Genomic DNA, 12,516 nt, shown 5'->3' on the forward strand with positions numbered 1-12,516 from the left:
CGCCTACCCCTTGTTCCCAACGGGCCGTCCACACATGGTATTATGCGCTATTCCACCCAATCCTGGGGCAAGGTCCGCGCGGCCAGCGCCATCAGCAGCGCTGCCAGCAGGTAAAAGGCAAGGCTGAACAACATGGCATAGCGTAAACCTTCCTCGGGATAGATGGGCAGCAGTAAATCCGACATCCAGCCCAGCATGAAGGTGCCGAGACCCGGCCCCAGCAGATTGTTGATGAACAAGAAGCTGGCCACGGCTGTCGCCCGCATGCGCGGATGCACGAGATGCTGCACGGCGGAGATGACCGGCGCCAGCCAGACATAACCCAGTGCCATGGGCACCAGCATCAGCAAGAACATGCCCCATGACAAGGTCTGCGACATGATGCCCATGGCGAAAAGCGGCACGGCGACCAGGAAGGACAGTGCCGGAACACCAACAAGCATCCGGCGGTTCCCCCTTCCCAGCTTGTCACCCAGGACGCCGCCCAGCATCACCCCGGCGATGCCGCCCGCCGCCAGCAGGGCGCCCAGAAACTGCGAGGTACCGACAATGTCCAGGCCGAAGGAGCGCTGCAGGACGGACGGCACCCAGAAAGCCAAACCGTAGCCCACGATGGAACTGGACGCGGCCCCGAAGGCCAGCAGCCAGAAACTGGGCTTGCCCGCCAGCATCACCAGGACGGGCCCCAGTCGCAGGTCGGCAGCGACCGTCGCCTCCTGCCGCTGGCGCGGTTCCCGCACCACCAGCCGGAATAGGGGTGCCAGCAGGATGCCGGCCAGCCCGACAACGATGAAGGCCGCCCTCCAGTCGATATGTGCCGCGATATAGCCGCCGAACAGTACGCCGAGCGCCGACCCCACGGGAATGCCCAGCGAATAGACCGCCAGCGCCCGGGCGCGTTGCCGCGCCGGAAAATAGCTGCTGATCAGGGAGAAGGAGGGGGCCACGCCCCCCGCCTCGCCCACGCCCACCCCCAGTCGGCACAGGAACAGCGTCCAGAAATTCTGCGCCACCCCGCACAGAGCCGTGAAGCCGCTCCAGACCACCAGGGCGCCCGTGATCACCCAGGTCCGGCTGGTGCGGTCCGCAAGCCAGCCCAGCGGCACCGCCGCGGTGGAATAGAGCAGCGCGAAGGCGATGCCGCCCAGCAACCCCAACTGGGTGTCGGTCAGTCCCAGTTCAGCCTTCACCGGCACCGCCAGGATGCCCAGGATCTGCCGGTCGATGAAGTTGAAGATGTAGACCAGCAGCAGCATGGCGAGCACCAGCGCACGGTATCCGGGCGTCCCGTGGCCGTCGGCATCCCCTGCGGGCGGTGTGGCGGAATCGCGGTCCATGGGTTTCCTCCTTGTTCTTGTCATTCCCTGCCGCTCAGCGGGGCGCCATGCGGATGGCGCCGTCCAGGCGGATCGTCTCCCCGTTCAGCATCGGGTTGCGGATGATGCTTTCCACCATCTGCGCATATTCGGCCGGATCGCCCAGTCGCGGTGGGAACGGCACTTGCCGCCCCAGTGATTCCTGTGCGGCGGCCGGTAGGCTGGCAAGCAGCGGCGTCAGGAACAGGCCGGGCGCGATGGTCACCACGCGGATGGCCAGCGGCGCCAGATCGCGCGCTGCAGGCAGCGTTAGCCCGACGATGCCGCCCTTGGACGCGGCATAGGCCACCTGTCCCATCTGTCCGTCGAAGGCGGCGACGGATGCGGTGTTGATGATGACGCCCCGTTCCTCTCCCACCGGATCGGCACTGGCCAGCCGCGCCGCCATCTTCGACAGCAGGTTGAAGCTGCCGATCAGATTGATGTCGATGATCCGCCGGAAGTCCGCAAGCGGATGCGGCGTGCCGTACCGGTCCACCGTCTTGATGGGTGGACCGATCCCGGCGCAGTTGACCAGAATGCGTGCCGTGCCGTGCAGCCCCTCTGCTGCTGCCAGGGCGGCATCGACACCATCGCCATCGGTGACATCGGTCTTGAAATAGGCGCCCCCTACTTGCGCAGCCAGTTCGGTACCCAGCGTGTCGTTTAGGTCCAGAATGGCCACCCGGGCCCCGCCCGCCGCCAGTCGCAGCACCGTCGCCGCCCCCAATCCAGAGGCGCCACCCGTGACGATGGCGGCCATGCCCTTGAGTTCCATGTCTTTTCCCTCACATCGCTTCGATGATGGTGACGTTGGCGATGCCGCCCGCCTCGCACATGGTCAGCAACCCCCGCTGCCCGCCCCGCGCGGCAAGCGCATGGACCAGGGTGGCCATCAGCTTGGCCCCCGTGGCCCCCAGCGGATGGCCCAGGGCGATGGAACCGCCATTGACGTTCAGGCGGGCGGGATCGGCCCCCGTCGCCGCCAGCCAGGCCAGCGGCACCACCGCGAAGGCCTCGTTCACCTCGAACAGGTCGATATCGCCGATGGACAGTCCGGCCCGCTGCAGCGCCTTGCGCGTGGCATGGATCGGTTCCTCCAGCATGATGACGGGGTCGCCGGCCGTGACGCAGAGATGACGGATGCGGGCCAGCGGCGTCAGGCCGTGCGTCTTCAACGCCGCCCCGCTGGCGATCAACAGGCCGGCGGCCCCGTCGCAAATCTGGCTGGCGTTGGCGGCCGTCACCGTGCCGCCGGGCGTCAGGGTCTTCACCCCCGCCACCCCGTCCAGGCTGGCATCGGCGCGCACCCCCTCGTCGCGCACATGCAGTTCGGTGGTCCCGTCGGGGCCGGTCACCGGAAGGGGGATGATCTCGCGCGTGAACGCCCCTGCCGCGATGGCCCGCGTCGCCTTGCGGTGGCTGTCCACGGCGAACGCATCCAGTTGCGCCCGCCCGATGCCGTGGCGTTCAGCCATCATCTCGGCTCCCGTGAACTGGCTGAATTCCTCCACACCGAAGCGCACACGGATGCTGTCGCTCCAGGGAGAGCCGTAGCCATGGGCCTCGGCCAGGGTCGTGGCCGTCAGCATGGGCACCCGCGTCATGGATTCCACCCCAGCCGCGATGACCAGATCCTGCGTGCCCGACATCACTGCCTGGGCCGCAAAATGCACCGACTGCTGGGAGGAGCCGCATTGCCGGTCGACATTAACGGCCGGCACGCCGGCCGGAAGCTTGGACGCCAGGACGCAGTTGCGCCCGATATGGAAGCTCTGCTGCCCCACCTGGCTGACACAACCCATGATCACATCATCGATGGCGGCGGGATCCACGCCCGTACGGTCCACCAGCGCGTTCAGCACGGCGGCGCCCAGGTCGGCGGGGTGCCAGCCCTTCAGACGGCCGCCCCGCCGCCCCCCGGCGGTGCGCACCGCGTCCACGATATATGCCTCTGCCATATCCATCCTCCATCGGCGCGCGACCGGGGGGCCGCAGGTGCAGCCGCACCCCCGCCGCCATCCATCATCCGTGTCATTCAAAGCGGCCAGATCAAGCCAGCCGGCCAGCCTCGGCCAGCAGCCGTGCAGCGTTGCCATGCAGCCATTCGTCGGCCACCCCATCCGGCAGGGGCAGTTCCGCCACCTCCCTCGCCAGGGCCGCCGCGTCCAGCCGCGATACCCAGAAGGCGGACCCGAACATGACCTTGCCGCGCAGAGCCCCGCCCGCCTGCAACAGCACCCCCTCCCAGCCCGATCCGGCCCGCGCCATGAAGCGGGGCCGGTGGCTGGAAAATTCCAGATACACGTTGGCATGCCTTTGCAGGATCGCCACGCTGTCCGCCATCCAGGGCCAGCCGCCATGGCCGATCACGATCCGCAGATCGGGATAGGCGGCCGCCACCCGGTCGATATGCCGGACATCGGAAATATCCAGGGGCAGCGAATTGTTAAAATTCTGTCCCGCATGGATCCAGACCGGCAGGCCCAGCCGGCTGGCCGTGCGATAGATCGGGTCCAGGCTGCGGTCCGACGCACACACACCCTCCCAGAACGGGGAGACCGAGACGCCGCGCATGTTCCATTCCACCAACGCCCTTTCAATGTTCCGCGCCGCCTGGGCCGGCGCGCGCAACGACACGCCGGCCCAGGCTGTAAGCAGGTCCGGCGCCTTGGCCGCCAGCGCCGCGATCGACCGGTTGGCGTCCGCCGCGCTCCGCCCGCGCCAGGGGAAGCCGTGCAGCACCTGATGGCCGATGCCGCTGTCCCGCAGGTGCCTGATATAGCCCTCGTCAGCGATGTCGAAGCCGGTCCCGGCATCGATCAGGTAGTGGACCGCCGCCAGCGGGTCTGCCGCCAGATGGTGCAGATAATCGCCCTCCTCCACCCCGGCGCGCCGCGCCAGCGAGGCGGAAAAGCGCCGCAGATAGTCAGGTGCGGCAAGGGCGAAGCCGGTCAGGTAGGCTTCCCACACCTCCCGGTCGCCGTGCACGGCGCAGATATCGATCACGGATCGTTCAGCCACCGATCCTCTCCCCCTTGATGATCAGGCCATGGGCCTCACGGTCCCAGGTGTCGGGTGTACGCCCCTCGGCCCGCAGGTCGGGCTTCTGAATCTTGGCCGTCGGCGTCTTGGGCAGTTCCGCCATGAGACGGATAAAGCGCGGCACCATGTAGTAGGGCACACGGTTGCGCAGATGCGCGATCACCGCGAACGGGTCGATCTGATGGCCGGGTACCGGCGACAGTGCCACCATCACCTCGTCCTCGCCATAGTCGCTGGCCACCGCATAGGCGGCCGCCTCGCGCACCGCCTCGTGCGACAGGCATTCGCGCTCCACCTCATAGGAGGAGATGTTCTCCCCCCGCCGCCGGATGGCATCCTTGGTCCGGTCGACGAAGTAGAACTCGCCGTCCGCCGACTGACGGAACAGGTCGCCCGTGTGGAACCAGCCATTGCGCCAGGAAGCGGCCGTTGCCGCCGGGTTGGCGGCATAACCGTGGGAGAGCGACCAGGGCCGGTCCAACCGGATCAGCAGTTCACCCACCTCACCCAATGCCACCGGCCGGTCATGGGCGTCGGCAAGGCGCAGCGTCACGCCGGCCCGTGCCCGGCCACAGCTTTCAGCATCGGACGGGTTCACGGGCGAAAGGATGGGAACCGCGATCTCCGTCATGTTGAACAGGGTGCGGGTCGCCACGCCGAACCGCGCCGCGAAATCCCGCGCGACAGTGCCGTGCGGCAGGATATAGGCCCAGCGCAGACCATGGTCGCAGTCGCCCGCGTCCGGCGGCTGCTTGACCAGGAAGGTGGCCATGGCACCCAGCAGCGTGCAGCAGGTCGCCGCCGTCTCCCGCACCATGTCCCAGAACCGCGCCGTCTCGAACCGTTCGGGCAGGGCGATGGAACGGCCCAGCAGCAGCGTGCCGATGGTGCCGATGGTGCCGCCGGCATGGAACAGCGGCAGGGTGATCAGGTAGCGCAGGCCGTCGGCGTCCATCTCCTCGAACGCAGCCAGCGCCGCCGTGGCGCCATGGCAATAGGAGCTGAGCACCCCCTTGGACGGACCGGTGGTGCCCGAAGTGTAGATGATGGCCTGTTCGTCCCAGGGCTCGATGGGTACCGTCAGCCGCAGCAGGCCCTCGTCGATGTCACCATCCAGGCTGAACCGGCCCCGGTGCGGACCCTCATCCTCCTCCAGGTCGATCAACACCACCCTGACGGCCGGGTCCAACCCCACAGCGCCCAGCCGCGACACCAGGCTGGAATGGCATACCAGGACACGGGGTTGGGCGATGTCGATGGCATTGCGCAGCAGCGACCCTTTGTACGCCGTGTTGATGGGCGTGTAGACCGCACCCAGCCAGTTGGCCCCGAACCAGGTGCAGAGCGCATCCTGACCATTGGGCAGCCAGGACATCACCCGGTCGCCGCGGCCGACGCCCAGCCGGGCCAGCCCGGTGGCAAACCGCCGGGCACGGTCGGCCATCTCCCTGAAGCTCCACCGGTCACCGCCGGGAAAGACGGCATAGGTCTGCTCCGGCCGTTCCGCCGCCCAGCGTTCCAGCACATAGCGCAGCACGATCCTGTCGCGGTCGGGGACGGCCGGGTCGGCCCAGTTCCAGTCGTTCATCTCGTCAGGTTCCCTTGAAGGCGGCCGGACGCTTATCGATAAAGGCGCGCGCGCCCTCCCGCGCATCCCCGGCCTCGAAGAAGCAGCGCTGATGCGCAGCTTCCTGGAGTGCTGCGCGTTCGTCCAGTCCGCGTCCTCGCGATACGGCCAGCAGCCGCTTCTGCATGGCGATGACGCGGGTCGGCCCATCCGCCAGTTGCCGCGCCAGTTCCCCCACGCGGTCGATAAATTCCGCATCCTCGAACACATGGCTGCTCAAGCCGATGGAGCCTGCCTCCACCGGGTCCACGGCGCGGCCCGTGGCGAAAATCTCGAAGGCGCGGGCATGACCGATCACATGGCCCAGATAGGCGGCATTGCCCACCTGCGCGATGCGGACAAGGCCGCTGCCGATGCGCGCCGACCGGGCCATGCAGCGGATATCGGCAGCGCAGGCCAGTTCGGTACCCGCACCGAAGGCCGGGCCATTGACGGCCGCGATCACCGGCTTGGGGCAGCGGGTGATCAGGGCCGCCACCCGCATATAGAGGCTGGACCGGTCGGACGGGTCGACGGCGGCGCGTGGATGGTCCATATCGCCATCCAGGAAGGCCTTCAGCCCCGCAATGTCATCGCCGGCGCAGAAAGCGCGGCCGGCACCCGTCAGAACGATGGCGCGCACCGTCCCGTCCTGTTCGGCCGACCGGAAGGCGCGCAGCAGTTCCAGGCCCAGTTCCCGATCGATGGCGTTCAGCGCCGTCGGCCGGTTCATGGTCAGCCACAGCACCCCGCCGTCGCGGCGTTGGAGAAGGACGGCTTCATCCGCGTTTTGCATGAAGGCTCCATTGGTTGGCGGCGTCGGCGGGGGCACGGCTGAACCAGCGGGGATAGCCGTGAAGGGTCTGCCCGCCATCGATAAGGATCTCCGCCCCCGTGATGAAGCTGGAGCGGTCGCTCAGCAGGAAGGCGGCCAGTTCGGCCACATCCTCCGGCCGGCCCAGCCGGCCCAGCGGCGTCTCGGCCACGATGTCGCCACTGATGCCGGGATCTGCCAGCAGGCCCGACGTCATACGGGTAGTGATCACCCCCGGCATGATCAGGTTGGAACGGATGCCGTGATGGCCCAACTCACCCGCCAGCGTCCGCGACAGCATGCGCAGACCGGCCTTCGAGGCACCATAGGCCCCGAACAGTTCCGCCGCGTGCGCTGCCGCCGTGGAGGCGTTGAAGACCAGCGCCCCGCTGCGCCCTTGCCCGGCGATCAGCCGCGCGGCCCCCTGGGCGACCAGAAAACTGCCCGTCAGGTTGACATCGACATGCCGCTGCCAGTCCGCCGCCGTCACCTCCAGCAGTGCGCCATAGCGGCCGATACCGGCATTGATGAAGGCACCGTCCAGCCCGCCCAGCCTTTGCGCCAGTGCGGCGAACAGACGGTCGACATCACCCGCGTCCGATTGGTTGCAGGCGATGGCCACCACCTCCGCCCCCGACGGGTCCAGATCCAAAGCCAGCGCAGCGATGGGGTCGGCCAGCCGGTCGGTCAGGCACAGCCTGGCACCGCCCGCCCGCAGCAGCCGGGCCGCGGCCTGGCCGATTTCCCCCGCGGCCCCCGTGACCAGACAGGTCTTGCCCGTGAAATCCCGTGCCATCAGAGCCTCGCCCCACCGGAGACATGGATGACTTCGCCCGTGATGTAGGCGGCGTCTGGCGACAGCAGGAAAGCGACCACGGCGGCGATCTCCTCCGGCCTTGCGTAACGGCGTAGCGGGATGTGCGCCAGCATGCGGTCGCGCAGACTGTCCTGGCTGCCATCGGCCGGGTTGGTCATGTCCGTTTCCGTCATGCCCGGCGCCACGGCGTTGGCCCGGATGCCGTGGCGGGCCAGTTCCAGGGCCGCCGCCTTGGTCAGGGAGACGACGCCCCCCTTGGACGCGACATAGGCCACCTGCTGCGTCATGCCCTTGTAGGACATGGACGCGATATTGACGACGCCGCCACCCCCGCCCCGCGCGATACGGCCAGCGGCGAAATGCCGGGTCAGCAGGTGAAGTGCGGTCAGGTTGACCTCGATCACCCGGTCCCAGTCGCTGTCGGGAAAGACCTCCAGCTTCGCCTTGCTGACGATGCCGGCATTGTTGACCAGGGCATCGACGCCCTGGTCAAGCGCCCAATCCATCAGCGCCGCGATCTGGTCGCGGTCGCGCAGGTCAGCGGCGATATGCGCGGCATTCATCGCACCCGCCAGCACCTCCAACCGTTCCCCGTCATGATCGGTGAGCAGCAGGCGGGCACCGCGTGCCGCCAGCAGGCGCGCCATGGCCCCGCCAATGCCCCCGGCCGCTCCCGTGACCAGCACGGTCTGCCCGTGCAACTGCCCCTGTAACTGATTATCCATCTTCATGGCCTGATCCAGCCTCCATCCACAAAAAGCGCGTGTCCCGTGACATAGGCGGCATCGTCCGACGCCAGCCAGACCACGGCCTCCGCGATCTCATCCGGCCGGGCCAGCCGCCGCAGCGGCAGCCCCCGCACCATTTTCTCCGCCTGCTGCCGCAGGCCGTCATCGGCCCGCAGCATGTCGGTATCGACATATCCGGGGCACACGCTGTTGACGCGCACCCCGCGCGGCCCCAGTTCCAGCGCCAGCGACCGGCCCAGCGAGATCAACCCGCCCTTGGACGCGTCGTAGGAATACTGGTTGTGCATGCCATAGGCGGCGGCCGATGCGATGTTCACGACGGCTCCGCCCGCCCGCACCAGCGCCGCCTCAGCGGCACGAACCAGTTGGAACGGGGCCAGCAGATTGACGGCCAGCACCTTTTCCCAATAACCGCGCCGGTGATCGGCCAACGGCGCCATCCGACCAATGGCGGCATTGTTGACCAGGGCCGCCAGCCCGCCATCGCCGCCGCAGGCCGCCGCAACAATGGCAGCACAGGCTGCCTCGTCCGCGACATCGCCGGGAACGGCAAACGCCTCCAGCCCTTCGCCGCGCAGCAAGGTGGCCGCCGCCTCCGCATCGTCGGCACCGCGGTCGTTGACCGCAACGCGGGCTCCGCGCCGGCCGAAAGCGCGGGCGATGGCCAGACCGATGCCGCGCGCCGCCCCCGTCACCAGGATGGGCCGGCCCTTCATGTCCAGGTTTGCATCCATCATCGCCGCATCCATCCCCCATCAACGAACAAGGTGTGACCGGTCACATAGGAGGCGCGGGGCGAGGCCAGCCAGGCGACGGCAGAAGCCACCTCCGCCGCCGTGCCCAGCCGTCCCGCCGGCAGGGTCCTGGCGAACCGTTCCGCCATCCCGGCCAGATCGGGCGTATCGCGCAGCATTTGTGTATCGATGAAGCCCGGCGCCACAGCATTGGCGCGCACGCCCCTGGGACCCAGTTCCACGGCGAGAGACCGGGTCAACGTGGCCAGACCGCCCTTGGAGGCGTCATAGGCAGCCTGCCCGGCAAAGCCGACAATCGCCACCGAGGCCAGATTGACTATCGCACCACCCGGAGCATCGGCCAGATCATCGGCCAGCGCCCGCGTCAACCGGAAGGCGGCGGACAGGTTGACGTCCAGCACGCGATCCCAGGTATCGTCGTCATGGGCCTGGATATCGCCCCGGAACTCGATCCCGGCATTGTTGATCAGCACGGCAACACCGCCATAGGCCCGACGGGCGGCATCGGCGATGCGCGACGGCGATGCGCGGTCGCGCAGATCGGCGACCAGCATTTCCACCGGCGCTCCCGCCTTCCGGCAAAGGCGGGCGCTTTCCAGCAGACCGGGGGCATCACGATCGACCAGCAGAAGGGGAGCGCCCTGCGCCGCCAGCCGTGCCGCCACAGCCAGACCGATGCCGCGCGCGGCACCCGTGACCACGGCCGGCCGGCCGTTGGGGACCGGCGCGCTCATTCGAACACACCCAGCGGATGCTGGTGCATGCGGTAGCGCCCCTCGCGGCGGACGGCCGTGGCATAATCCATGAGCCGCCGACGCGCGATGGCGCGGCGCACCGATCCGGCATCCAGCGGCCGTTCAACGATAAAGGACATGGCATCCGATCCCGCCCCGGCACCATAGGACAGAAGCCCCACCCTTTCGCCCACCTGCCGCCCCTCCAGCGACAGCAGCAAGGCCGCCAGCGGCGAGGCAGAGCCCAGGTCGCCCAGCAGCGGTGCCACGGCACCACCGCTGACCAGGGCCGGATCGATCTTCAGGGCCTTCGCCACACGTTCGGCCGCACGGCCATCGGGTTGCTGCACGGCGATGGCATCGAAGCGGGCATCCCCGCCCAGCCTGTCACCCAGCGCCGTCCAGGCCCCGCCCATATGGCGCATGTCGCCCAGGCCGCTGCCGGCCAGCCCGGCACCGCCGGTGCGCAGGTAATCATCACCCTGCAGCCGGAACCCGTCGGCCAGGTCGGAGGCGGTGGAGCCCAGCGCCTCGAACCGCGCCGCCACGTTCCCGGTGCCGACCAGCGCGCACACGGCCCCGGCACCAGCCGTCATTTCCAGCGGATCGCCTGGGGCGGCATGCAGGCACAGTGCGTCGGCGCCGATGACCAGCGCCCGGTCAGACAAACCGGCCTTCACCCAGGCGATGGCCTGTGCCAGCGCCGCCGTGCCGGACTTGGTGGAGAACTGCACGTCCGTGGCGAAAATCTCGGGCGCCAGCCCCAGCATGTCCGCCAGAATGGCCGCCGCCGACCGGGACAGATAGGGCGAGGTCTGGGTGCCGAAGAAAACGGCCCCCACCGTTCCAGGCAACAGACCGAGGCCGCGTCCCGCCTCCGCCGCCAGAGTGATGACATCGGCATCGGCGTCCAGCACCGTGCGTTCCCGTACCCCCGTCCGGGCGGCAGATGCCGATTGCCAGATGGCTTCGACATCCTTTGTGGCCAGCCGGCCCGCCGGGGCGGCGAAGCACATGTCGATGATCCCGGCCGGCCGGCTCATGACGCCACCCTGAACTTGAAGCCATAGAGCGGCAGGCCCGATTGCTCTGGCCGCCATTTGCGGATCACCATCTCCACATCCTGGTCGGGGGACAGTTCCTCATATTCGGCGTCGACGATCTCGGCCATCAGCACCGGTCCCTCCTTCAGGGCGATCATGGCGAAGGGCCGCCGCGACCGCCCCCCATGGCCCGCCAGCGGCGAATGATCCTCCGCCAGGCAGACGATCCGCCCCTGGCCGGAGAACACATGGGGTTCGGGCGCTCCGTCGCATTGCGCGCAGCGGCGGGCGGGCGGGAAGGCATAGGCATGGCATTGCCGGCAACGGCTGCCCGTCAGGGCATAGCGCGCGGCCCTGGTCCGCCAGGCGCGCGCCGGGCCAGCCACGACAGGCCGGGCGGTGGTCATTTGTGTCATTGTTCAGCTTCCTGTCAGCACGGCGACGGCACTCAGCGCGTTGTTCCCGCCCATCGACTGGGCCACCCCGATCCGGGCGTCGGCGATCTGTCGTTCCCCGGCCTCTCCGCGAAGCTGGGTCGCCGTCTCGCACAGGATGCTGATGCCGGTGGCGCCGGTGGGATGGCCCAGGCCGATGCGCCCGCCATCGGTATTGGTGGGGCAATGACCGCCGGGTGCCGTCTCCCCGGCCGCAACGGCCCGCGCAGCCTCCCCGCGCGGGAAAATTCCCAGCCCCTCCAGGTGCAGGGCCCCCATCACACTGAAGCAATCATGTACCTGGGCCAGATCGACATCGGCGGCGTCGATCCCCGCCGCACGATAGGCACGCTCGGCCGCCAGCGCCGTAGGCACGGCCTCGGCGATATCCTCGCCGCCCAGCCAGGCGCCGAACTTGGCGCCCATGGCGTTGGGGCCGGTGGCCGCCGCCACGCCGGCTACACGGATGGCACGGCGGTGGCCGGCATCGGCGCGCGCCAGGACCAGGGCCGATGCCCCGTCGCAACCCCGCGCACATTCCGCCCGCGTGATGGGTCGGGATGCCCATCCGGAACCCATGATGTCATCCATGGAAAGGGCGGGGCGGCGGTAATCGATGGCGTTGGCGTTGCGGGCCGCGTACCAGCGGTCCTGCCTTACGAAGGCAGCAACCTGTTCCGCCGTGGCTGCGTATTTCTGCATGTAGCGGGCGTGCATCAGGGCCATGGTGTCGACATAGTCGAACCCGGCCGGCGCCTCGAAATCCTGGTCGGGATAGGAGAGCAGCGCGTCGGAGACGGAATAGACATCCGACATCTTCTCCACGCCCATCACGATGACATACGCGCTGCGGCCCGACCGGATCATGTCCACCCCGTGCAGGAAGGCCATGGTGCCCCCCGCACAGGCGCCCACCACCTGGGCGTAGGAACCGCCGGTCAGGCCCAGTTCCTCGGCCGCCAGCGGGCCCAGATTCTGCTGTTCGAACGCCTCCGGGCAGGTGACGGACACCAGCCCGCCCTCGATGGCCGCGCGGTCGATGCCCGCATCGGCGATGGCGCGGCTGCCCGCCTCGAAGATCAGGTCCCGCCAGCCCTGATCGGCACGATAGCCGTGCCTGGCCATGCCGACCCCGATGATTGATGCCTCGATGGCCATTCCTGT

At 68.6% G+C, this 12,516-nt stretch carries 13 protein-coding genes; all 13 read right to left on the reverse strand.

Features of this window, described 5'->3' with window-relative positions; genetic code table 11:
* Nucleotides 1-47: 47 nt before the first annotated feature.
* Nucleotides 48-1,337, reverse strand: a complete 1,290-nt coding sequence (locus KBA48_RS21900) for an MFS transporter (protein ID WP_292910361.1) — start codon at nt 1,335-1,337, stop codon at nt 48-50.
* 34 nt (nt 1,338-1,371) lie between these two features.
* Nucleotides 1,372-2,133 (reverse strand): SDR family NAD(P)-dependent oxidoreductase, encoded by a 762-nt coding sequence (locus tag KBA48_RS21905; protein WP_292910363.1) that lies wholly within the window; start codon nt 2,131-2,133, stop codon nt 1,372-1,374.
* Between the two features lie 10 nt (nt 2,134-2,143).
* Entirely contained in the window at nt 2,144-3,316 is a 1,173-nt protein-coding gene (locus tag KBA48_RS21910) for an acetyl-CoA C-acetyltransferase (RefSeq protein ID WP_292910365.1), read from the reverse strand.
* Nucleotides 3,317-3,407: 91 nt separating this feature from the next.
* Complete coding sequence (locus KBA48_RS21915; RefSeq protein WP_292910367.1) at nt 3,408-4,379, reverse strand: amidohydrolase family protein; 972 nt, start codon at nt 4,377-4,379, stop codon at nt 3,408-3,410.
* Entirely contained in the window at nt 4,372-5,988 is a 1,617-nt protein-coding gene (locus KBA48_RS21920) for an AMP-binding protein (protein WP_292910369.1), read from the reverse strand. The genes KBA48_RS21915 and KBA48_RS21920 overlap by 8 nt, the downstream gene beginning before the upstream one ends.
* Nucleotides 5,989-5,992: 4 nt before the next feature.
* Entirely contained in the window at nt 5,993-6,802 is an 810-nt protein-coding gene (locus tag KBA48_RS21925) for an enoyl-CoA hydratase-related protein (RefSeq protein ID WP_292910371.1), read from the reverse strand.
* Nucleotides 6,786-7,616, reverse strand: a complete 831-nt coding sequence (locus KBA48_RS21930) for an SDR family NAD(P)-dependent oxidoreductase (protein WP_292910373.1) — start codon at nt 7,614-7,616, stop codon at nt 6,786-6,788. The genes KBA48_RS21925 and KBA48_RS21930 overlap by 17 nt, the downstream gene beginning before the upstream one ends.
* Entirely contained in the window at nt 7,616-8,368 is a 753-nt protein-coding gene (locus tag KBA48_RS21935) for an SDR family NAD(P)-dependent oxidoreductase (protein ID WP_292910375.1), read from the reverse strand. Before KBA48_RS21935 ends, KBA48_RS21930 begins: the two co-directional genes overlap by 1 nt.
* On the reverse strand, nt 8,365-9,123 hold the full coding sequence (locus KBA48_RS21940) for an SDR family NAD(P)-dependent oxidoreductase (RefSeq protein ID WP_292910377.1): 759 nt from the start codon (nt 9,121-9,123) through the stop codon (nt 8,365-8,367). The genes KBA48_RS21935 and KBA48_RS21940 overlap by 4 nt, the downstream gene beginning before the upstream one ends.
* Nucleotides 9,120-9,875: an SDR family NAD(P)-dependent oxidoreductase gene (locus KBA48_RS21945; RefSeq protein ID WP_292910379.1), complete on the reverse strand. Its 756-nt coding sequence runs from the start codon at nt 9,873-9,875 to the stop codon at nt 9,120-9,122. The genes KBA48_RS21940 and KBA48_RS21945 overlap by 4 nt, the downstream gene beginning before the upstream one ends.
* Complete coding sequence (locus tag KBA48_RS21950) at nt 9,872-10,918, reverse strand: hypothetical protein (protein ID WP_292910381.1); 1,047 nt, start codon at nt 10,916-10,918, stop codon at nt 9,872-9,874. Before KBA48_RS21950 ends, KBA48_RS21945 begins: the two co-directional genes overlap by 4 nt.
* Nucleotides 10,915-11,334 (reverse strand): OB-fold domain-containing protein, encoded by a 420-nt coding sequence (locus KBA48_RS21955; protein WP_292910383.1) that lies wholly within the window; start codon nt 11,332-11,334, stop codon nt 10,915-10,917. Before KBA48_RS21955 ends, KBA48_RS21950 begins: the two co-directional genes overlap by 4 nt.
* 3 nt (nt 11,335-11,337) lie before the next feature.
* Nucleotides 11,338-12,510 carry a thiolase family protein gene (locus tag KBA48_RS21960; protein ID WP_292910385.1) on the reverse strand — a complete coding sequence of 391 codons (1,173 nt, stop codon included), beginning with the start codon at nt 12,508-12,510 and terminating at the stop codon, nt 11,338-11,340.
* Between the last annotated feature and the right edge of the window lie 6 nt (nt 12,511-12,516).

Origin of the sequence: Niveispirillum sp., assembly GCF_017996735.1 — a bacterium.
Taxonomy (GTDB): Bacteria; Pseudomonadota; Alphaproteobacteria; order Azospirillales; family Azospirillaceae; genus Niveispirillum.